Annotated in this window: 13 protein-coding genes and 2 tRNA genes; 8 read left to right on the top strand and 7 right to left on the bottom strand. The window is 38.3% G+C overall.

The genetic code is table 11. The features are described from left to right. Window position 1: 1 nt before the first annotated feature. The 5 genes from clpX to P4L16_06410 form a co-directional block, all read right to left on the bottom strand. On the bottom strand, window positions 2–1,243 hold the full coding sequence (gene clpX, locus P4L16_06430) for an ATP-dependent Clp protease ATP-binding subunit ClpX (protein ID MDR3624756.1): 1,242 nt from the start codon (window positions 1,241–1,243) through the stop codon (window positions 2–4). Between the two features lie 18 nt (window positions 1,244–1,261). After that, on the bottom strand, window positions 1,262–1,852 hold the full coding sequence (locus tag P4L16_06425; protein ID MDR3624755.1) for an ATP-dependent Clp protease proteolytic subunit: 591 nt from the start codon (window positions 1,850–1,852) through the stop codon (window positions 1,262–1,264). Window positions 1,853–1,934: 82 nt separating this feature from the next. Beyond that, window positions 1,935–3,269 carry a trigger factor gene (gene tig, locus P4L16_06420; GenBank protein MDR3624754.1) on the bottom strand — a complete coding sequence of 445 codons (1,335 nt, stop codon included), beginning with the start codon at window positions 3,267–3,269 and terminating at the stop codon, window positions 1,935–1,937. A 23-nt stretch (window positions 3,270–3,292) separates the two neighbouring features. Then, window positions 3,293–3,364, bottom strand: a tRNA-Gly gene (locus P4L16_06415). An 87-nt stretch (window positions 3,365–3,451) separates the two neighbouring features. After that, window positions 3,452–3,523 (bottom strand) — tRNA-Gly (locus tag P4L16_06410). Window positions 3,524–3,822: 299 nt separating this feature from the next. Here P4L16_06410 and P4L16_06405 point away from each other — a divergent pair. From P4L16_06405 to P4L16_06395, 3 genes are read left to right on the top strand one after another with little or no spacing between them, the layout of a single operon-like run. Continuing rightward, window positions 3,823–7,293: a DEAD/DEAH box helicase gene (locus P4L16_06405; protein MDR3624753.1), complete on the top strand. Its 3,471-nt coding sequence runs from the start codon at window positions 3,823–3,825 to the stop codon at window positions 7,291–7,293. 21 nt (window positions 7,294–7,314) lie between these two features. Beyond that, window positions 7,315–8,403, top strand: a complete 1,089-nt coding sequence (locus tag P4L16_06400; protein MDR3624752.1) for a rod shape-determining protein — start codon at window positions 7,315–7,317, stop codon at window positions 8,401–8,403. A 2-nt stretch (window positions 8,404–8,405) separates the two neighbouring features. Continuing rightward, complete coding sequence (locus P4L16_06395; GenBank protein ID MDR3624751.1) at window positions 8,406–10,196, top strand: phosphoenolpyruvate carboxykinase (GTP); 1,791 nt, start codon at window positions 8,406–8,408, stop codon at window positions 10,194–10,196. Here the strand turns inward: P4L16_06395 and P4L16_06390 are convergent. Next, window positions 10,189–10,701, bottom strand: a complete 513-nt coding sequence (locus P4L16_06390) for a hypothetical protein (GenBank protein MDR3624750.1) — start codon at window positions 10,699–10,701, stop codon at window positions 10,189–10,191. The two genes, P4L16_06395 and P4L16_06390, sit on opposite strands and share 8 nt — an antisense overlap. 73 nt (window positions 10,702–10,774) lie before the next feature. On the opposite strand from P4L16_06390, the gene P4L16_06385 reads away from it, so the two are divergent. The 5 genes from P4L16_06385 to ndk all read left to right on the top strand — a co-directional run bounded on the left by P4L16_06385 (window position 10,775) and on the right by ndk (window position 22,818). Beyond that, a complete protein-coding gene (locus P4L16_06385; protein MDR3624749.1) occupies window positions 10,775–17,662 on the top strand; it encodes an ankyrin repeat domain-containing protein in 6,888 nt (2,295 codons plus the stop codon). Beyond that, window positions 17,659–18,381: a hypothetical protein gene (locus P4L16_06380; GenBank protein MDR3624748.1), complete on the top strand. Its 723-nt coding sequence runs from the start codon at window positions 17,659–17,661 to the stop codon at window positions 18,379–18,381. The genes P4L16_06385 and P4L16_06380 overlap by 4 nt, the downstream gene beginning before the upstream one ends. Window positions 18,382–18,391: 10 nt before the next feature. Further along, the gene (locus tag P4L16_06375; protein ID MDR3624747.1) at window positions 18,392–19,036 is read left to right on the top strand and encodes a hypothetical protein; all 645 of its coding nucleotides are present in this window, start codon (window positions 18,392–18,394) and stop codon (window positions 19,034–19,036) included. 3 nt (window positions 19,037–19,039) lie between these two features. Continuing rightward, a complete protein-coding gene (locus tag P4L16_06370) occupies window positions 19,040–22,309 on the top strand; it encodes a hypothetical protein (GenBank protein MDR3624746.1) in 3,270 nt (1,089 codons plus the stop codon). A gap of 83 nt (window positions 22,310–22,392) precedes the next feature. Continuing rightward, entirely contained in the window at window positions 22,393–22,818 is a 426-nt protein-coding gene (gene ndk, locus P4L16_06365) for a nucleoside-diphosphate kinase (GenBank protein ID MDR3624745.1), read from the top strand. A 70-nt stretch (window positions 22,819–22,888) separates the two neighbouring features. Here ndk and P4L16_06360 read toward each other — a convergent pair whose 3' ends face one another. Then, complete coding sequence (locus P4L16_06360; GenBank protein ID MDR3624744.1) at window positions 22,889–23,878, bottom strand: macro domain-containing protein; 990 nt, start codon at window positions 23,876–23,878, stop codon at window positions 22,889–22,891. Between the last annotated feature and the right edge of the window lie 7 nt (window positions 23,879–23,885).

Below are 23,885 nucleotides of genomic sequence, written 5' to 3'. Positions count from 1 at the left end.
TTCAGGCGATTTTTTCGTCGGACTTGCGTTTGATGACGGGAGGTATTTTCTTCAAAATAGTCTCTTCTTCAACATGAATTTCACAGATGGAATCGGAAGAGGGAACTTCGAACATAAGATCGCGAAGTAAGTCCTCTAGGATCATGCGAAGAGCTCTTGCTCCTGTTCCTGCATCGATTGCTTTTTGGGCAATTGCTTTGAGAGAAGCTTCAGAGAAGTGTAATTTTACGCCTTCTTCTTCGAACATACGCGTGAATTGCTTGATGACAGCATTTTTCGGTTCTGTCAATATCTTGACAAGGTCATCCACTACGAGCTCATTACAGTTGGCAATACTATTAAAGCGGCCCACAAACTCAGGAATCATTCCAAATTGCACTAAATCTTCCGGCTCAACTTTTGATAAGAAGAAGCTTTTGTCTTTTGATTTTTGTACTTCTTCCTTTGAAAGTTCAAAGCCCATAGTACTTCTTCCAAGGCGTTTTGAAACGATCTTATCAAGGTGTACAAAAGCGCCACCTACGATGAACAAAATGTTTTCCGTATTAACTTTGATGTACTCTTGATTAGGATGCTTTCTTCCGCCTTTTGGAGGCACGTTTGCGATAGTTCCTTCTACAATTTTAAGAAGTGCTTGTTGTACGCCCTCTCCAGATACATCTCTTGTAATGGAAACATTGGCAGTAGTTCTTCCTATTTTGTCAATTTCATCGACGTAGATAATGCCTTGTTCAGCTCTTGCAACATCATAGTCTGCGTTTTGTAGGAGTCTAAGGATAATGTTTTCTACATCCTCGCCAACATAGCCTGCCTCTGTCAATGTTGTTGCATCAGCTATGGCAAAGGGGACATCCAGGATTTTTGCAAGTGTTTTAGCAATGAGAGTTTTTCCAGAGCCAGTAGGTCCTAAGAGAAGTACATTAGATTTGCCATATTCTATATCGGATTCTTTTGCTAAAGAGCGTATACGTTTGTAGTGGTTGTATACGGCAACAGAAACGGCCCTTTTGGCTTTTTCTTGTCCAATAATGTAATCATCTAAGCGTTTTTTGATTTCATGTGGTTTAAGAAGGACAAATTCAGGTGGTGCACTCTTCTTTTCAAGAATATCCATGCAAAGGTGGACGCATTTATCACAGATGTATACGTTAGGACCGGAGATAAGTTTTTCAACAGCATCTTCTGTTCTACCACAAAAGGAGCAACTAGCAAGTTCTTTAGATACGAATGTTTTTCTAGACACTTAAAATTCCAAGGTAGTTTATTGATCTTTTGAGCTTGCAACGACTTTGTCAGCCATACCATATGCAATAGCTTCTTGAGTTCCCATATAATAGTCACGTTCTGAATCTTCATAAATTTTTGCAGGGCTTTGTCCCGTGCATTTTGCCATGATAGCTGCCAACTGCCCTTTTAATTCACTAATTTCTTTAGCTTGACGCGCAATGTCTTCTGCAGGTCCAGTAATACCTCCAGAGGGCTGGTGGATCATGACTCTACTGTGTGGTAGTAAGTAACGCTCACCTTTTGTTCCTGCGGCTAAAAGAAGAGCTCCCATTGAAGCTGCTTGTCCTATGCAATAAGTTTTAATACGATAACTCATGAATTGCATGGTGTCATAGATAGCAAGCCCTGCTGTAATATAACCCCCAGGGGAGTTGATGTAGATGCTTACATCTTTTTTGGGGTCTTCAGTTTGAAGGAAAAGTAATTGAGCTACAATTACGTTGGCTACTTGATCACTAATTTCAGTTCCAATAAGCACGATTCTGTCCTTTAAAAGACGAGAGTAGATGTCCATAGAACGCTCACCGCGTCCTGTATCTTCGATAACATAGGGTACTAGAGACATATCGATCCTAAAATTAATTTAATGGTTCAAGTTTCCATACTTGCATATATGCGCAAATAAACTCAAGAATTGGTTTTTTTGACTATTTCTGCTGTAGGTGTGTAAGCAGGTGTTCCAAGCCTTTTTTTACAACAACTTCTGCAAGAATAGCTGTATAAATCTCTTCATTCAATGACTTTGCAATCTGAGGCAGCATCTCTTTTGGAAATTGCTGTAAGATCTTGTTAAGTTCAAAGTTAAGATCTTCATTGGTTACATTGACATGATGTTCTGCATTGTATTTACGAAGAAGATAATAAAGCATCAGTCGGTTTTTTGTGTCTTGTAGAGCTTTTTCTTTTATTTCTGTACTTTTTTGGGATAATTCATCACTGGATAAGCCCTCTTGTTTTAGACGATTCATCTCTTGCTGTGCAAGCATATTGCTGTCATGTTCAAGTAGGGATTTTGGAAGGTCAAAAGAATATGTGCTTACGAGAGTTTCTTCTAAGGCTTTTTGCTGTTTATGTCTTTGTTCTGTTTTTGCAGAATGTTCTAGTTGCTGTTTGATGGCATGGTGCACATCATCCATTGTTTGCACGCCAAGTCTTTTTGCAAATGCATCATCGAGGTCTGCAAGAACAGGCTTTTCGATTTTGTTAACAGTTACTTTAAAAAGAGAGGATTTAAAAGCGGCTTTTGCCTCTTCATCGATGAATGCTTCTTCAGGAGAACTCATGCCTTCTTTTGAATCTCCACTATTCATGCCAATGACAAGGGCTTGAAGCCAAGGCGCCATTTTCTTTTCTGTTACTTGGAAGCGCTGATCAGTAAAGTCGGGGTGTTCTTGTCCATCTTTTATTTCAGACAAGTCTAGGCGTACAAAATCTTCTTCTTGGACACATCTATCTTGCACGTCTTCCCAAGTTGCAAGAGAAAGTCTTGCTTCTTCAATGCGCTCATGAACAGCGTCTTTTTCAATTTTTTCAAGAGGCATATCTTGTAGTGATAGGCTTGCATGATCGATGGATGGGGCTACGGGGACGCTTTCAAATTCGTAAGAGATAGATGCTTCGTCCTTGGAAGATTTGAGTTCTTTAATGTGCGATTTGATCGATTTTGCAGAAGCTTTGAGTGGAGCATAAGATGTAATTTGAAGAGATTCGTGGAATGTATTATTGAGAAGTACATCACGCCATTCATTGTCGACAGCTTTGGAATAGTGTGTGATGATAAGAGTGTCTGGTGCTTTGCCTTTTCTAAAGCCAGGAAGAGAGATTTCTTTTTTTACGCGATGCAGAGCCTCTTGGTAGCTTTTTGATACAAATTCCTTGTTAACATGGACAGAGAGCTTGACTTGGCAGCCAGGTTCGATGATTGCCTCAATTTTGACATTAGAATTTTCAAATTGTTTGGTTTCTGGTGCTTGTGAATTCAAGTTAGGACTCCTCATTTTAAAATAGCGGGCGATGAGGCTCGAACTCACGACCCTCACGTTGGCAACGTGATGCTCTACCACTGAGCTACGCCCGCATATTAAAGAACAGATAATGTTCTTTTTTGAATCGGGTAGCATATGTCTTCTGTTTTTTTTCAGCAACAGAAATTATTGAGACAGAAAGCGGGCGATGAGGCTCGAACTCACGACCCTCACGTTGGCAACGTGATGCTCTACCACTGAGCTACGCCCGCGTATTAAAGAAACGGATAGCGTTCTTTTTGACGGACAGCATATGTCTTCTGTTTTTTTTGAGCAACTAAAAATTGTGGGAAAAAGTGTCGGTTCTAGAGCAAAGAATGGAGGTCACTTTGACCTAGAACCAACGGTGGGGAAGTTGATAGTTATGATTTTAACTTTTCCTCATTTTACAGAATCTAGTTGATTTGAGCTAGAAGTTTTTTTCTTTCTAGCAAGGTATGTTTTTTATTGCACATCTGTTGCTAAATGGGTAAAAGGGTGAGTTTATATTTTGAAAAGTTGAGAGTCTCTCATGTTGAATTTTCGTAAACTAAAACAAGATTTTTCTCCCAATGTTGTAAAAGAGGGAAAAGATCTCTACGATAAGGGCAGTATTGTAATTGCCAAAATTTCACAACTAGATAGCGATAGGATACGCTTGAATAGTAAGGTCAAGGGGCACTTTGACAATGTTTATGAAAGTGAAATTGAAATAGATCGTTTTGAATCTAAAACAGTAGATTCAAACTGTGATTGTGCTTATTCCTATGATTGTCAACATATTGCAGCTCTTCTTTTCCATCTAGAAGATCACCTCGATGAGATTCTTGTGGACTTTTCAAAAGTTACAGACCTTGATACGGATGAGCATATCGATGAGGAAGAAAAGGAAGAGTTGCGCCAGACGTTTACAGAGGCTAAAAATAAAGAAGTCCATCGTAAAGATGAAAAGTATCAAAATGAAGTTTTAGAAGAATATGCTTTTGCAGCTCAAGTACTTGCGGAGTCTCCATTCTTTTTGCCAGAAGAGCGTATTACAGAGGATAGGGCAGAACTTGCTGTTATTTTTAATTATACGCCAGATGCAGAAGGCTCAAGAGTGGTGCCTGAAGTGCAGCTTGCATTGCGTTTGCCCTTTCGCTCAAAGCCTTTAAATGTAGTTAATATCAAAGACTTTTTGGAGGCTATTCGCTATCATGAGCCTTTGCATATATCTGGAAAGCGTTATTTTTTTACTTCACAATCTTTTGATGGGATCAGTTCTGAGATATTAAATTTGTTACTTGATCATGCAAGATACCCAGAAAATGGCAATGAGCGTTATGTACGCACAGCGCAGCTTGAATTAGAAGCATTTGGCACACTCCTTGCAAAGTCTTATGACCTTGCAGTTGAGAAAGCACAAAGTGCAAAAAATCTTTCGGATCAGCATATGCCTTGTTTATATCAAGGTAGCTTAGAATCTCCCTTGAGCTTTTCAACGGCTTTAGCAAGGCTGCGTTTTGATTTAGAATATTTGGAAGCCCCTAATCCCAAAATTTTACTAAAGCCCCTTGTCATTGTAGAAAAGCAAACTCCTTCCCCAGAAGAGGGTGTGCTTTTTGAATGTGCAAAGCCTGGATTTATTCACAACACAACTTATTATCGCTTCTTGCCAAACATTAAGCGCTCGCATTTACGTCACTTAGGGTTAATTCGCAATATGACAGTACCAGAGCCTTTATTTGGTACGTTTATCGAGAACGCTCTTCCAGAAATTCAGAAGTATGCAGAAATTCTCAATAAGAAGGTGGTAGAAAGGTTTGTTACGCTACCTTTTGCGCTTGATTTAAAAGCAAGAGTAGAGCTGCAGTACATAGATGGTGAGTTGGAGGCAAGTCTATATTTCCAGTACGATAAAATTGAGATACCAGCAGCTTCAAGCCTTTGGACGTATGAGCATGCAGTTGCTTTTGTAACAGAACAAGGTATTTTGGCTCGCAATCTCGATGAAGAAAAGAAGATCATTGACGATCTATTTTTGGATTTTGCTTTTGATGCAAAACAAGGCATTTACGTTGCAAAGACGGAAAAGAAAATAGTCGAATTTATGACGGATATTGCTCCTAGAAATAAATCTAGAGTGTCTTTTGAATTTCCAGATAATTTACTAGATCAATTTATTTATGATCAAACTCACTTTGAACTTCATTTTAGAGAGTCTTCAAAGCGTTATGTTTATGAGGTTGATGTAAAAATTAATGGGCATTTAAGGGGTGTCAAATTAGAGCTTCTGTGGGAGTGTATCTCTCTTAAAAAGAGCTTTATAGAAATAGAAGTTTCCAAAGGGCGTGGAAAGCAAGCTTTGGAAAAAAATGGTAAGCGCAAGATATTGGTGCTTAATTTAGAGACTTTAGTACCGCTGATACAGCTTTTTGATGAAATAGGTATTTCTAAGTTAGATGATCATAAAGAGGAGAGACCTCTTTGGAGTTTAGCTGGCATTAGTTTGTCAGAGTTTGAAAACTTGCCTATAAAGGTTTCTATGTCTTCAGCGCTCAAGGAAATTCAAGATCAAATGCTTGGAATTAAGACTTTTATAACATCACCTGTTCCAAAAGAAATTAAGGCAGATCTTCGTAAATACCAACTAGAAGGAGTCCAGTGGCTAGAAAAGCTGAGAAAAATGTACTTAAGTGGTATTTTAGCGGATGATATGGGGCTTGGTAAGACACTTCAAGCAATTGTTGCCATTACTCAGAACAAAAGTGAGAATCCAAAAGCTTTGTCTCTTATTGTATGTCCTACGTCTTTATTGTATAACTGGAAGGAAGAGTTTACTAAATTTAATCCTAAATTAAAGATCCTTTTAATAGATGGTGTTCCTTCTAGCCGTAAAAAATTGCTCTCCCAAATGCAAGAAAATGATGTGGTTATCACAACATATACGCTTTTACAAAAAGATATTGATACATATAAAACGGTAGAATTTTCCTATGCGATACTAGATGAAGCTCAACATATTAAAAATCGTGGCACAAGGAATGCAAAATCGGTAAAAGCTATACAAGCAGTTCATAGACTTGTACTTACAGGTACACCTGTTGAAAATTCTTTAGAGGAATTGTGGAGTTTGTTTGATTTTTTAATGCCAGGTCTATTAAGCTCTTTCGATCGTTTTGTGGAAAAATATGTTCGCAATATTGCAGGAGTTCAAGACCATTTAGAAGGTCTAAAAAGAAAGCTTACTCCCTTTATATTACGACGTATGAAAAGTGATGTACTTCAGGATTTACCACCAGTTTCTGAAATTATTTACTACTGTCACCTTACGGACGTACAAAAAGAACTTTATAATTCCTACGCTGCATCGGCAAGAGAGGAGTTGTCAAGACTTGTTGGTAAGGAAGGTTTTGAAAAAGTACATATCCATGTGCTTGCAACACTTACAAGACTTAAGCAAATTTGTTGTCATCCTGCCATATTTGCAAAGGAAAACGTTGAAGAAGCGGATTCTGCAAAATATGAGATGATGCTGGAGTTATTGCAAAGTTTAATAGAGGGTAATCATAAAACCGTTGTCTTTAGTCAGTACACAAAGATGCTTGGTATTATGAAAGAAGAACTTTTACGAAGAGGTATTGCATTTTCTTATTTAGATGGGTCTAGTAAAAATCGCTTGGAAATTGTTAAACAATTTAATGATGATGAATCAATACCTGTATTTTTAGTTTCATTAAAAGCGGGTGGTTCTGGATTAAATATCGTAGGAGCTGATACTGTAATTCATTATGACATGTGGTGGAATCCTGCAGTTGAAAATCAGGCAACAGATAGGGTATATAGACTTGGGCAAAAACGCTCTGTTTCTTCTTACAAGCTGATTACTTTGGGAACCATCGAAGAAAAGATCATGAATATGCAAAACCGTAAGAAGGGACTCGTGAAAAAAATTGTAAGTTGTGATGATGAAGCAATGGCAAAACTTACATGGGAAGAGGTGTTAGAGTTACTTCAAACGTAAACAATCAAGGATTTAAAGGTAATGGCGTCAAAAAAGAAACAGTTGGGGTGGTCTTCTCTGGTAGAGAAATTTCAAGAGGCTGCATACAATAGATTTTGGGGTGTCTTTTCTAGTGATATTGGTATCGATCTTGGTACGGCAAATACGCTTGTCTTTGTAAGAGGAAAGGGTATTGTGTTAACAGAGCCATCTGTTGTGGCAGTTGATTCTAGAACAAACGAAGTGCTCGCAGTGGGTCATAAAGCAAAAGCTATGCTTGGTAAGACTCCTCAAAAAATTCATGCAGTACGCCCTATGAAAGACGGCGTTATTGCTGACTTTGAAATAGCAGAAGGGATGTTAAAAGCGTTAATTAAGCGTGTAACTCCCTCAAGAAGCCTTTTTAGGCCTAAAATTTTGATTGCCGTGCCTTCTGGTATCACAGGGGTGGAAAAGCGAGCTGTTGAAGATTCTGCACTTCACGCTGGCGCTCAAGAGGTTATTTTGATAGAAGAGCCAATGGCAGCAGCTATTGGTGTGGATTTACCAGTTCACGAACCTGCAGCAAACATGATCATTGATATTGGTGGTGGAACTACAGAAATTGCAATTATCTCTCTTGGGGGTATCGTCGAGTCAAGATCCCTTAGAATAGCAGGTGATGAGTTTGATGAGTGTATCATCAATTATATGAGGCGTACCTATAATTTAATGATAGGTCCTAGAACTGCTGAGGAAATCAAGATAACAATTGGTTCAGCTTATCCTTTGGGTGACAATGAACTTGAGATGGAAGTAAGAGGAAGAGACCAGGTAGCAGGTCTTCCTGTTACTAAGAGGATTAACTCTGTCGAAATCAGAGAATGCCTTTCAGAACCTATTCAGCAAATTATTGAAGCTGTTAAGCTGACTCTGGAAAAATGTCCTCCAGAACTTGCTGCAGACCTTGTTGAGAGAGGCATGGTTCTTGCAGGTGGCGGCGCCCTTATGAAGGGCTTAGATAGAGCTCTTATGAAAGAGACAGGTCTTCCTGTTATTATTGCTCCAAGTCCCCTTCTTGCGGTGTGTCTTGGAACAGGTAAAGCTCTTGAATATTTGGATAAATTTAAACGACGAAAAGCATTAATTTAGGAATGATGAAGAATTTAGTGAATCAAAAGTTGGTAAAGTGGATTAAAGATATTGCAGAGCTATGTACACCAGACAATGTTCATATTTGCGATGGATCAGATGAAGAATTTTTTAAGCTGGCGGACTTACTTGTAAAGAGTGGTACTTTTATAAAGTTAAATGAAAAGTTTCGTCCATCAAGTTTTTTAAGCAGATCGTCTCAGGATGATGTTGCAAGAGTAGAGGATCGCACATTTATTTGTTCAGAAAAAGAGAGTGATGCAGGCCCTACTAACAACTGGAAAGATCCAAAAGAGATGAGGTCTTTATTAAAAAGGCTTTTTAGTGGGTGCATGAAAGGCAGAACCCTTTATGTTGTCCCCTACAGTATGGGTCCCATTGGATCACCTATATCGCATATCGGCGTAGAAATTACCGATTCTCCTTATGTTGTATGTCATATGAAAGTCATGACTCGTATGGGAAAGGCTGTTTTAGAGGCTCTTGGCGATAAAGAGTTTGTTCCTTGCTTGCATTCTGTTGGAATGCCTTTAGAAGTGGGCGTTAAGGATATTCCATGGCCTTGTAATGCAGCAAATAAATACATTGTACATTTTCCAGAAACTAAAGAAGTTTGGTCTTATGGTAGTGGCTATGGTGGTAATGCTCTACTTGGAAAAAAATGCTTTGCTTTGCGTATTGCGTCGGTGATGGCAAGAGAAGATGGTTTCCTTGCAGAACATATGTTAATTCTGGGCATAACAAATCCGCAGGGTGAAAAAAAATATATAGCAGCAGCTTTTCCAAGTGCCTGTGGAAAGACAAATTTAGCCATGCTCACGCCCACACTTCCTGGTTGGAAGATTGAATGTATAGGTGATGATATAGCCTGGATGAAGTTTGGAGAAGATGGTAGGCTTTATGCAATTAATCCAGAAGCTGGTATGTTTGGTGTTGCAAGTGGAACTTCTTGGAAGTCTAACCCGAATGCGATGAAAACCATTTCTAAAAATACTCTCTTTACTAATGTAGCCCTTACAAAGGAGGGTGATGTATGGTGGGAGCAGATGACAGATACACCTCCAAGCGAGCTTACAGATTGGCTTGGAAAGAAATGGTCTGCAGAAAGCGGTGAGAAAGCAGCGCATCCCAATTCTCGCTTTGCAGCAGCACTGTCGCAGTGTCCTGTCGTTGACAAGGCTTTTGAAGATCCAAAGGGTGTTCCTATCTCAGCAATCATTTTTGGCGGAAGAAGATCTTCTGTAGTCCCACTTGTCTATGAGTCATTTAGTTGGCAGCACGGCGTCTTTTTGGGGTCGATTGTTTCATCGGAAACAACAGCTGCAGCAGTTGGAACTGTTGGAAAATTGCGCCATGATCCTTTTGCTATGTTACCCTTTTGTGGCTATCATATGGGTGATTATTTTAGTCACTGGCTTAGTATGCAAACAAAGACACAAGCAAACTTATTGCCACGTATATTCTATGTAAATTGGTTTAGGAAAGATAAGGATGGTAAATTCTTATGGCCAGGATATGGAGAAAACAGCAGAGTGTTAAAGTGGATCTTTGAGCGCGTTGACAACAAGGGTGTCGCAGAAAAAACCCCTATTGGTTACTTACCAAGCAAGGAAGCTCTTGATTTGGAAGGGTTACAGATAAGTGCAAACTCATTGCAGGATCTTCTGCATATTGATAAAAAAGAGTGGCTTTTAGAAGCAGAAGAGATTAGCGATTATTTCAAACTGTTTGGCAATAAGTTACCCCAAGGCCTACAAGAAGAGCTCGACTCTTTAAAAAAGAGACTTATATAGAAGGTTTGAACTTGGGATTATGCAATTTGTTGTTACATTTTGGACAGTACACCATTGCGTATTTAGAATAATCTTGCCACGCTTCTTGGCATAAGGGGCACATTAACCAATTATCTTCTAACAAATCTTGAGCTATTTCTTCTATTTCGGGAAGGGCCTCTCCAAGCTCTTCTCTTTCTCCTTCAGTAATTAATTGCTCTGCAAAGCTGCGTACCTCCTCTTGTGGAAGAACAAACTCAGGTCCACATGACATGGTTGTTAGTGTGTCAATCATATCGTACAATTCATTAGATAATTCTCGGCGGTAAGTATAGCGCACATGATCTGCCCATCTGGCAATTCGATCAGGATCGTATGGATCAGATAAATTTGCTTTTAGTTCTTTGCCAAGTTCCTTTTTCAAAGATTCCATTTTTACAACACCTATTTTTTGCAATGCCCGCCCAAGTCTTACAGGTTCACAAATTGTTTTCCATTTAAAATTGCCTTGATCTTTTCTTAACATTTTTCTTGTTTTTTATTTTAGAAAATTTTCTAATGGTTGCGTCGTTATTCGGCGATTATCTCTAAGGGGCATCATGAGTTCTAGCATTTCCTCCTCAGTTACCGACAGTTCAAACGTCAATATTGATACGTTTTTAAAAATATACAAAGAGCTAAAACCGCTTACAACTGCATATAAAGATGCTGAAGGACGATCCATTCAGTTATGGAAAACTGGACAATGTAGTTTAATCGGAGCTATTTTTGATAAACAAGGCCATCTGAGTATAATTCCAGGGGAAAGAATTCGTAATCCTTTAAACAGGAAACAAATTCCAAGCGAATTAGTAGAATGCTTAGAAAGTTTGCCAATTCATCGCTGGGATATCATTTATGATACCCATGCGTTGGCTCTTACTATTTGGCCTCATTTGCAGGCGGAAGGGAAAAAACACTATCTTTTTCAAGTTAGTGAGAAGCTGAGCATGTTGGAAGCTGGACAGCGAGATGCTGTAAAAGTTGAAGGGCTGCCAGATGGAAGAATTAGATATTATGGAGAAGAAAAGCCTGCAAGGACTCCTGGGCTTACACGAGGATCTTGTCATGTAACGGAATATGATGTTAAAAAAGGAATAGTGCGTACTTGGAGAGAATGCTACGATCATTCAGGCAAGGTTAATCGCATTCATCCTAAAGGGTTGCATGGAAGAGACATTGTTAGACCTCACTATCCTCCTACAGCCAAAGACTTGGCTGCAATGGCAGCGCGTAAACAAGATGCTTCTTTAAATAATAAAAGCCCTACTACCCTCAAAAAAACAGCTCAGCAAGAAAAGAATGGGGGATCATCTTCTGGTGGGACCAGTGGTCGCGACACAATAGAATCTGAAAACTCAGAGCGAGTAAGAAAATTTATTGATGGGTTTGCTTTTTTTAAGGGAGTAGGAAGAAGACCTTCTGGTCCCACTTTGGGGCAGTTTAGACAGTTATTACAGCAAACAGGTCTTGTTAGATCTTACAATGCGGTGCATCCTCATAATTCGATGCCAGAAAAAGGCATGGCTTCTGGGGATATTGGAGGTGTTGCTTGTAGCACATCTTATATTAAGGGGTTATTTGAGGGGCCTGAAGCTCTTTTCGAAGAAGATCATTTCTTTGTCTTTCCAACACTGCCAAATGGAAACATGCCCTTTACAAATGCTCAATTACGCGAGGTTTTGCGCGAATTGGCAGTTGGTATTTATGTGCATAGTACAATTCCTTTCTTTAGTTTGCATTTCAGAGAAGATGGCTCCGATCTTTTCCCCGTTATCCATCCTGCATATGAGCGTACGCTTGTTGGTCGTGTTATTAGTATGCTTGACTATATCATGAAGGGATACCTCAATGGTGGTGTGTATAAAGAAGAATTTATCGATAATTGGCATCTTAATCCTGATTGGGAAACTAGAGAAGGTTTTGCGGATGAAAGTCTAATTGATTTTAGAGCCTATTGTCAGGAGTATATGAACGGTGCAGATCAATCGTATATCTCTTTGTCAAGTCTTAATCAGATTATTGAAGAAGATCCTTTTATTCCTGAAGTTTTGCGATCCTTTGGAGGATTTAAAAATGCTTTTCGCATCATTGCTAAACAAAATAGTATTCAAAAAGAGGGTAATCTTTTTGTTATTGATGGTGATTTTGATGTGTTTTATGATATTAATCCACCCCCAGAATATAAAGTGGCTCTCGAAGAACATGTGCGCAAATATGGCTGTCAGCCCTCATCTTATGTGCAAATGGAGGAGTTATATAAGTTAGAGGCTATGCGTATACATGATCATATGGTAAAGATGCCACTATGTCGCCAATATTTTGCTCTCCTCTCTGTAATTAATTTTTTTGCAAGCTATTTTTCTACCCTTAAAGCGCATCGCAGGGTTCCTTCTTTATCGATGATACAATCTGTTTTACCTAAAGGATCACCACCACTATTCCCTCATTTGCCTGTAATATTGAAGAGACCAGAAGACCTTAAATGTAATATGCATGTGGTATTAAAAGATGTGCTAAGAATACATGAAGAGGCGTTGTTTGGGTACTTTAAGGGATTATTTGGGCATATTGTAGATGAGAAGGAAGAGGATTTTAATCCTTTAGGGAAAAGTCATCTTACTCAGTTGTTAAAAAATCAATTAGAGCAGCATGTGTTAGCATCTTGTTCTGCTCCAGTGCGCCGTTTTTTTCAATCTCACGCTGAGAGGCTTCAATTGAACGAGTTGACGGCTCAGCTATTAGATGAGCTCATAGATGCTTTTAAAGATCATGTTGTTGCATTAAAGGGAAGGGTAATAGCTTTTGTCATTCGTTCAATTAGAAAAAATGATAAAAACCTTCAAAAGGAAGTGAAAAATTTTTTTAAAGGGATAGCATTCCGTAATGAAGTCAAAGTTATTGGGACATTTTCTGCCCCCTTCATACATTTACCGCATGAAATACCCTCTTCTATATTAAAAAAAGTAGAAAGGGTTGTAGGCGGATGCGGTTTGTATTTACACAAACAACATGTGGAGCCTTCATTGGTGGGCGAAACTTTTATAAATTGTAATATGGGTCTATTTCTTTCAACTCCTGCTGAAACATTAACAGTGGTCCAAGATAATGCGAGAAATTCTCGAGTCTTGTTTCGTCTATTTAATGAAAATCTACCCTATTATCTTGCAGATGATTATCAGTGGATGGAAGAGGTTTTTCTAACGCGCCCAGGAGAAGAGGCGGCAAGGTTTGATGCGCGGCTCAGCATCCAAGATGCAATGAGAGAGGGTGATAAAGAAGGTTTTTTAAGATTATTAGAGAGTGTTCCTAGACTTGAAGAATTAAAAGATAGGCAAGGAAGGAGTCTATTGCATCTGGCAGCTGGTTATCAAGACCTATTTTATGTGGAAAAACTGCTTGCACAAGGTTTTTCAATAGAACAAAAAGATGCTCAAGGATACCTTCCCATTCATTATGCAGCGATGGTTAGTAGTTCATCTATGGCTCTTTTATTAGAACAAAACACGATAAATGCGGCAAGTGATAGTGGCGCAACTCCTCTTATCGTTGCAGTTCAACATCAACAAGTAGATGCAGTTCTTTTATTACTTGATAAGGGTGCTCTGTTGACATTTCTTGTTGGAGGTTATACAACACTGCACAATGCCCTGCATGAGGGTAATTTACAGATTATTAACGCCATATTGTCATCCCCACAAGTGACAGATGTTATCAATACATGTAGCAAAGAAGGCGGAACCCCACTGATGCTTGCTTGCGAACTTGATAGAAAAGATGTAGTGGATCGATTAATAGCCTTAGGAGCAGATTCTGGTGTTGAAGTGCAAAATGGGTGTACAGCTATTGAAATAGCTATACATAGAGAGTGTTTACCAGTTCTTGATAGCTTGTTAGCAAGAACGACTCCTTCTGGTATAGCTTTAGAGGCCGTAGCTAAAAATGGTAGTGTCGCTATTGTCGAAAAGTTACTTAGATATTTGTATCCTTATAGAAATGCATCTGGCGATAATGCCCTTCATATAGCTCTTCGCTCTGGAAATATTCAAGTTGCTTTAAAAATGATTGAGGAGTGCGTTGATGTCTCATTTTTAAATGGGATAAATATAGAGGAAGATACACCCGTTAAAATAGCTATCGCTTTAGGCTTGTGGAAGGTTATTGAAGCTTTACGTAGTAAGGGTGTTGAGATCGATCCAAGGCTTCTTTTGGCAATGGAGTACAATGTTATTCTTAAGCAAATATTTGATGCTGTGCAATTTTCTTCTGACGAGTTGCAAGAATCTGCTCTTATTGCTGCACAAGTGGGTAATTTTCAGGCATTAACTTTTATATTTGAGCCGAAGGGAGTTGATCTTAATGCCATCAGAGGTGATGGAGGTTGGGGATTACTTCATTATCTGGCCAAGAGCGATGGTATTTTTTTATTTAGAAAATATCTTGCTCGTGCAATGGATTTGCAGCAGCCATTGGAACAAGATGGTCATAAAACGTTAGCAGCTATTGCAATAGAATATGGCAGTGAGCGAGTGCTAAGGGCTATATTAACGGCTATGAAAGAGAGGTCTGTTTCTTTGGAAAGAGCTTTTCAAGATAAGCACCTTTTTTATCTTGCTATTGAAAACCATCTAACTGAGGTTTTGTTAGAAATTTTTGATCCAGATAGCTTAGTTCATACGACTCTAGATAATAAAAACTCACTACCTGCTCATGTGGCAGCTCGTATTGGTTCTGTGAAAGTGCTGCAGTACTTAGCTATGCATGAGGCTAATTTATCAGGGGTAGATGATGATGGATGGACTGCGCTAGACTATGCCGTTTTTGCTGAAGCAAACGATGCAGTTGCTTTTCTTTTAGAAAGAAAAGTTCCAGTCACTGTTATGTCTTTATTCCAAGCTGCAAAGCAGGTAGAGGATAGTAATTTAAAACTTCTTATGGGTTATAATAAGTCATCTGCAACTTTAGATGAAGCTATGATACAAGCTATCAGAGCTCATCATTTTACTGCTTTTAATCGCCTTCTTTTAAACAATGCTTCCTTATCATATGTTACAACGGACGGATGGACACCCACATTGCTTGCAAGCATGACAGGGCAGGATAAAATTTTGCAGATTATTCTGCGTTATCAGTTGCAAGATGAGCGCTCTGTTTTAGAAAAGAGCCCTTTACAGTGGGCTGCAGAAAAAAAACATACGCACTGTGTGATTCTTTTACTTCAAGCAGGTCACAGAAATGTTCTTAATATGCCTGCAGGCACGCATGCAACACTTGAAAATGAGCAAGCAGCTGTCAGTCGTAATTTTTTAGAGGCCTTAAACAATGATGATCTAGTCCAAATGGAAAGAGTTATAAGAAGTGTTTCTATCAATAGAATGATAACTGTAGATATGAATGCTCACAGGATGTTGGGAACTCCTTTGCAGCTTCTTATTCGCTTAGGTAGGGATTTAGATGTGAGTCGTTTGATTCCTATGTTTTTAAACGAGCCTAGTTTGGATGTTAATCTTCAAGACGATAAAGGTAATACTCTTGCTCATATTCTCTTAGAAAATAATTTATCTCCCCTTACGTTAAGGGGTGTTGATTTGACTATAAAGAATCATGAAGGGCAAACACCAGTACATATGGCCGCAATAAGTGCAAGTAAGACTCTTTTCGATGAAGTTCTTACTTACTTAGCAGCTCATGAGCAATTATACGTAATTGAAGAGGTAGATGTTGAAGGAAGAACACCTATTTTTTATGCTATCAATGGCTTTCAAGAAGACAATGTGGATGGATTATTGAGGCGAGGGGTTAACTTAAGGCATCTGAGTCGCCATCTTATCACTCCTCTTGCTATGGCTTGTACTAAACAAGCATTAAGAATAATACAGAAATTATTAACTTATGGAGCAGATCCTAATCAACTGGTAACGATTAAGCGTATTTCACCTTTGCACATTGCTTTAGCTACAAAGAATTATCTTACAGTCTGGTATCTGCTCTCTCATGGGGCTAATTCTAAAGTTATGGATGTCAATGGAAACTATCTAATGCATTTAGCTGCAGGAGCAGGTTTAGATACGATTATGCGTCTGTTTTGTGCTCAAGGAATTCCTGTGGGTATAAAAAATCATGCAGGTATAGATTCTAAATATTTAGCAGCTGTAAATGGCCATACCAATACGCTTAAAATGATTTTATCAATGCAAAGACGCTCGCCTTTACATAGTAGCTTAATTGATGAACCCATTGCAATTCCACAGAAGGATTCTGAATCTTCCTCTGATATACTAAATGAAGCTACACTGCTTCATTTGGCTTGTGAGGCTGGCCATTCAGAAACAGCTGCTTGGCTACTTGATCAAGGGGCCAGTCCAGAAATTCAGTCTAGCAATGGCTATAGCGCGCTTGCTTATGCGGCAGTAAGTAATGCATCAAGTGCTTTATTATCTACTTTAAGTCAATTTAATGTATCAAGAAAACCTGAACATCTTTTAAATGCCATTCTGAAGGCTATTTATTCTGATAATTTAGAATCTGTTAAAGCCCTTTATAAGAAGGGTATACCTATTAATGCAGAGTTAACAGAGGGTTATACAGGTCTTCATATTGCCTGCAAAGTAGGAGCTTTGCAAAGCACAGCCTGGTTATTACTTAATGAAGCTGACAGCACTCTTTTATGTCAATCAAGAGAAACTGCATTGGAGTTAGCAGCTGCAAATTCCTCTTATGAGCAGTTTCGCTTAGTTGTTGAACATTCTCAAATGGATATAGACCATACTAATCAGCAAGGACAGACCTTATTACATATCGCTGCAAGAGCTGGTAATCTTGGCCATATTATGATTTTGATAAAACGTCAAGCTCAATTAGATATCCCTGATAACCAAGGAAGATCGCCACTTCATGAAGCTGCAAGAGCAGGTCATGCAGAAGTTGTTCGCATGTTACTTGCTTGTGGAGCAAATTTTTATTCAAGAGATAGTATGGGTAAATTTCCAGCTGAGTTAATAAAGCCCTCAGATGATAAGACTCTAGGGGTCATAACCCTGTTTCAATCACTTTTTGAAGAAAGAGTTGATGGTCAGTCATTACTTCATGTGGCTGTTCGAAGTAATTCTTCTTTAGCTGTATTATTCCTTACTCAGACTTTGGATGTGGATAGCATTAATGCACGTGATGCGAGAGGCTGTTCTGCCTTATACGAGGCTGTAAAGGCAAATTTAAAAGATATTGTAAAATTACTTCTGTTTGCTGGAGCGTTAATTGATATTACAGATTCTGAAGGACATACACCGTTATGGTTTGTTTGCCTGCATTCTCCAAGTCCCGATATGGCTCAATTACTAGTTGGAGCAGGAGTAAATCGAGAATTACAACGCAATGTTCTTGAGCAGGTTAGAAAAAGCAATATCTCTTGTAAGCTTGAAATAATAAAAATTTTGGAGAAACATTTATGACGCTTATGCCCTACCAACCAACTCTTGTAACACAATATGAGGGCCAGCAGCTGACTTTATTTGAAGAACATAGGGAGATTGTTGATGCAAATGCTTATCCAGTTGCTTGGACTGAAACGCAATTTTCTACGATCCGTAATAAGTCGCGTGTTTTTTCGATTCTTACAGATACTTCTAGAGAGCCTTCTTCAAGTGTTAACTTGCCACAGCAAGGCTTGTGTAATGTGGCTGTTCGTCTTGACGCTGCATATCGTACTAATTTAACAAGCTACAAACAAATGCTTCTTACAGCAATTCAAAGCGACGCAGGCACAATTAGACGTTTAGAGAAAATGCCTGTGTTTGAGGGCTTTATGGGGGATGCTAGAACAAAGGTTGCTGAATGGTCTATTATAGTGTTTAGGCTATGCTCTGGGCATGCTAATTTTGTCATACAAGAGGGTTCTTGTTTTAGAATTGCCTGTTTAATTGAAATAGGCGCTCTTGAGCAAAGTAGAATTGATAACATGAAATTGGTAATTACTCAAAGTTGCAAGCCTTTACTCGAAGAGTTAGATGAATTAGCAGAAAAAAATGAAACAGATGTAGAGAAGCTCTCTAGTTTGGATCAATTAGAAAAAATTTATCAGAATGAATTTGGAGAAAGTTTAGAAATAGATGGACAAAATGTAAGGGAATATATCAATGAAAAAATAAATGATTTAGGATTAGCGCTTTAAGGAGGCTTTTATGATAACCTTTAATTCTCAAAATAACATACAAACACAGCCTGAGACTCATGCTCCCGTAAGTTCAGCGCCAACTGCAACAACGTCTTATAATTGGGTTATATATTTATTAGGTTTAAAAATAGTAGCTCTTGCACTTTTTAGCTTAAGAAACATTGAACCATTTGCTTGTGTTGGAAATAAACTTAAAGGATGGGTAAGAAATATATGTACTGCAAAGTCAGCTCATGACTCTGCTCCACGTCTAACTTTTAAAAGAGTTGTAGTTACAGAGGATGTAAAGGCGCGCTCTGATAATGAGCGTGCTCGTCAGCGCTGTGAAAAGCTTCAGGCTACAATTAATGTGTTGAAACAGAACATTGAAAGCTTTGATTCCTTTGTACAAACGCATCCTGAGTTACTCGCTTTATTTAAAAAATATATGAAAGAGCAGCCTTTTGCAATTGCTTCTATCATTGAAGTGCCAGGTGATGGAACGATGGAAACTTCATTGGGGTTACAGCGTATTCATTTAGAGCATCGTATTAATGAGCGTACCCTATTTGTCAAAAGATATAAAGAGATAACAGATTGGTTGGAAGCTTATGTGAATGCTCATGAAGATTCGAAAGAATTGCGAAAGCAATTGTTGCCCTGTGAGAGTTAACTAATGAGTGTAAATGCAGTTTCTTTTTATCAATGTTATTTAACAGGGCAAGAACAAAACGTATGTAAGCAGTTAGATGAGCGTTTGCAGGGTCTTGTTATCCAAAGATTATTATGTTCATCTGAGTCAGTGGATATTGATTTTGCACGTTTTATTTTCAAGGTAATTAGAAAAAATAAGAATATGGAAGAAAAAATTACTAATTTCTTTCTTTGTACATTGCCTACAACAAATATTGCGCTTTCTCTTGAAAAATTTACAGCTTTAGATCATGAAGAAAAAATATCACATTTTTTTCAACTTGCTGCTTTAAGAGTATGGGATAATGCAGAAACGGCTATTGAACGCTTTGAGGATTTTTTAAGAGGGCCTGATGTAGCTGAGCCTATTTTGAGAGAGCTTCCTGTGTCTCTTAGAGATATCTTGGATTGTCATTATTCTTTTATTGATATGCTTTGTTTAGTAAAAGAATACTTATCTTCACTACCTGTTTCTCAGCGTTTACCGCTATCTACTTATGAGCCAGCTTTTCAATTTCTTGAAAATGATGTTACCTTTAGAGAGGAGGAAAAATTAACGCTTATAAAAATGATTGTCGTAAGTACGAGTGGTGAGTTTGCCCTGCAAGGATATTCTCAAGGAGATTTACAAGAATTTATTATAGAAGCGAATAAAATTGTAAGAGAGTATGGCAATGAATTTTTTAATGCTTTTTGCATGACTAATGTGCACAGTCCTATCTCTTTAGATGAGGCTATTAGAATAGCTAAATTAGTGAATGCCAATATACCGGGTATATTTGGTATATTAGAAGCTTTTGTGCAGGAATATGCACATGACAACTATGTAGATGCGCGTCAAGGGTTAATAACAAGGTTGGAAGATGCAATTCCTGATGTATGTTTTGATGCAATTAATAGGGAAAAGGAAATCGGTCCTATTTTAGAAAGATTTAGTGAGATGCCTTTTCCACTGAAGCCTGAGCAGCTAGATCAAATTGCACGCCAGTATCAGATTATTCAAGGCTTTTGTGAAGAAAATTATCGGCTTCGGATGGGAGCATTGGTATTACAAGTTTCTGCTATTTGTATGAAACCCGAATTAAACGAGAATGATGTACTACATTTAATAGCTATCGCTCGTCTTGCTTTGCGCATTAAATTTTGTATTTATCTTCACCATACGCAGATACTGACGGTATTAGGACAATTATTATTTCCCGATGGGTGTATTGCTCAAGTAAAAACGGGAGAGGGAAAATCGATGATTGTAACTACTCTTGGATTCGTATTTGCCCTTCAAAAGAAGAATATGTATGAGAATAGTAATCACATTATTTCATCTTCGCCAAGTTTAGTTATCCGTGATCAAAAGAAATATGAAGAATTTTTTATGACATTTGGTATTACAACATCTTCTATTTGTGATCAGCCAGATGCTAAGAGATTTTGGGCTCATATTCTTTATGGAACTGCTTCTGATTTCGAGTTTGCAATCATGCGTGAAATGTTATACAGAACACCCTTGTTCTTGCAGCCCTATCAAGCCTCATCTTTCAAACGTTTTGATCATGTAATTGTAGATGAAGTTGATAATTTAACAATTGATACAGCAGCAAATAGTGCCAGATTAGCTCATGCAGCAGAAGTTACTTATGAATGGATTTATGCACCCATTTTTAAATTCATCAAAAATCATGGAAGAAAAGAACAAGACGGTTTTTTGCAAGACGATATTGAAAGATTAAAAGCTTTTTTGTCTAATGATGTGGGGCCTAAATTTAATTCGTTAGCTAATTCAATATTGGATGAAAATTTTAGAGAATGGCTTGTATCGGCACATAAAGCCTTTTTTAAGCTAACAGAAGATAAAGATTATGTGATTAAGAATAACAAAGTTTTAATCGTTGATGCTACAAATACGGGAAGAATCATGATTGGTTCTCGCTGGTCAAACGGTGTTCATGAGTTTGTGGAACTTAAACATGGGCTGCCTGTACAGCAAGAGTCTTTAATACCCATTTCTCTTTCACATCCCGTTTATTATCCAATGTATAAGGGTGTTTTTGGGTTAACAGGTACAATGGGAGCACAATCTGAAAGGGAAGAGGTAAGTGAGATTTATAATGTGCAATCGTTTGATGTTCCTACCTATCATATTCCAAAACGTGAAGATAAGCCTCTAGTTATTTGTCGTAATGATGAGGAACACCTTGAGAGGATTGTAGAGGAAATTAGGATGTGCCGGGCAATGAATCGCCCCATTTTAGTCCTGTGTGAAACGATTCAAGAAACAAAAACGATTCAAGACAAGTTGATGTCTTTGCATATTTCTCATGAGATTTTGAATGAAATGCAAGAGAAAACAGAAGAGGAAGTTCTTGAAAAAGCAGGCTATCCTAGGGCCGTGACGGTTGCTACAAATACGGCTGGACGAGGAACTGATATTCTATTGAATGAAGATAGTCGCAAAAACGGGGGATTATATGTTTTGCTTACAAGCTTTCCTGCTTCTTTAAGAGTAGAGCAACAGGCACGTGGTAGAGCTGGGCGTCAAGAGGATCCTGGTTCTTCTGCGATGTTTGTTTCAGCTAGTAGTCTGGGTATTAAAGAAGAAGATATTAGGGATGCTGAAAAAGTTTTAGCAGAGCTTTATCAGAAGCGCAAGAAGAGTGCAGAGTTAATGAAACATGTGCATGTACATCATGCTAAAATCGAGCGTTTTCGTTTTTCTTTGGCAAGGCAATTTTTTCAAAAAATGTCCACTTTTCATGAGGGTCTTACAGCAAATTTACCCAGATTATCAAGAGATTTAGTTGCTAGGCGATTGTTGAATGCTGTTCAGCCAGACTTTACAGCTTTAAATGTTAAAGATGCCCTCATTGCTCAGAATGCTTTTGATTTGCTTACAAGTAGAACAACTAATACAGATACTTCTGTATCGTGGTGTACATTATTACAGCAGATTGTACAGCGTATACACAATTTAATGATTAATGATTGGTCTGTAAATTTTTATCAACACACAGAAAATCTCATAGAACATTCTGCGATTGCCCAATATAGTGTAATACAAGAATTGTTTAAGCAGATCAATCCCGCTGTTGCATTGGATTTAGAAGCTGCTATGGAGCATGTAGTTAACATATTGCAAAATGAGTTTAACGAGGAGTTTAGAACAAAGTTGGATCAATGGGATGTTTATTTAACACCTTCTGGAGACGGTGTTCTTCGATACTTGTATGAAATTAAGGCAGGACACTCTCCTTTATGAGGAATTCTTAATTGCACATATCGGCTCTGTTGTTGTATAATGCCAGCCCTTTGAGAAATAACTTTTGAGGGTATATCATCATGATCGAACAAACATTATCTATTGTTAAGCCAGACGCTGTTGCAAAAAACCATATCGGTGCAATTATCGATCGCTTTGAGCAAGCAGGACTTAAAGTTATCGCTGCAAAGATGCTTCATTTAACAAAGCATCAAGCAGAAGAATTTTATGCTATCCATAAGAGTCGCCCTTTTTTTAAAGCGCTTGTTGATTTCATGATTTCTGGGCCTGTATTAGTTCAAGTGCTAGAAGGATCTAACGCAGTGCAAAAGAATCGCGACATCATGGGGGCAACAAACCCAAAAGAAGCTGCTGCTGGCACAATTCGCGCAGATTTTGCTAAGAATATAGATGAAAATGCGGTGCACGGCTCAGATGCGAAAGATACTGCTGCAGTTGAAATTGCTTTTTTCTTTAAAAAAGATGAGATCTGCCCACGCGTAAGATAAAAGATAGACTCCATTCCTTGAAAAGGGATGGAGTTTTAATAGACTTCTTGTGTATAACTACGCAAGAAGTCTATTCTACTTTTGAAAATTTAGCAGCCTCTTTGTAAGGATTTAAATTTTCTTTTAGTTTGGGATCGTCTAAAAAATGGATAGAGATGGTTTTTAGAGAAGTATCTGGGTAGTCATGTATAAAGTCATGTAATGCGCGCAAGGAAATTTGAGCAGCTTTATCTTGTGGATACCTAAAAATACCTGTGCTTATAGATGGAAAGGCAATGCTTTTTATGCCTTCCTGGTGAGCAAGCACGCAGCTATTGTAGTAACAAGAGTAGAGAGCGTTCTCTTTTTCATTATCGGTTTGTGGTCCTTCAGGGCCTGCCACAACAATTACTTTGTGAATACCTTTTGCTTTGAGCTCCCCACTGTCAATGATAGCTGCATGACCTCTGATATAGGAGGCTTTGTAAGTTGTTTGTAGTTTTCTATGTTCTGTGCTATATTCTGCAGCACCCTTTTTGTGTATTAATCCATCAATTCCGCCTCCGCCACCAAGGTGAGTATTAGCAGCGTTTACAATGACTTCTGCTCCACTTGCAAACAAATCTTGCCCACGGATGGAAATAGAGAATTCAGGATGTAAAGAAATTGTAAGCTGTTTGTCTTGAGTTGCTTGTGTGGGAGCTGCAAGAGATTGTTCTGTTTCAATTTCTGTTTTTGTTGCTTCTGGAAATAGTGCAGCTACAGTGAGTTTATCGCTATTAGATAACTCTTTTGGATATTCATGTACATTGCGAATAATAAACTTCTCTTCTATAATCTGTTCTGGTAAAGGCGGCGCTGTTATAAGATTGCTAGAAGATGCAGACCACTTGACAAGCATTCCAACTGGTACCAATAAAAAAGTTGCAGCGGTAGCAAAAAAGTAAAACACGGCGTGGGTTACACGGCTGAAAATGTTACCCTCTTGATTGTGTTTTAATTCAGTCGAGCATTTTTTAAAAGGTGTAAGCCATGCTTCCCCAGTAATGTTGGGGTTATTGTATAAACTTCTGATATCCATAGTTACT

This window comes from Chlamydiales bacterium, from assembly GCA_031292375.1.
In the GTDB taxonomy this organism is placed as follows: domain Bacteria; phylum Chlamydiota; class Chlamydiia; order Chlamydiales; family VFKH01; genus JARLHF01.
Note: the sequence above shows the minus strand (reverse complement) of the source record. Positions and strands in the feature narration are given on the sequence as shown.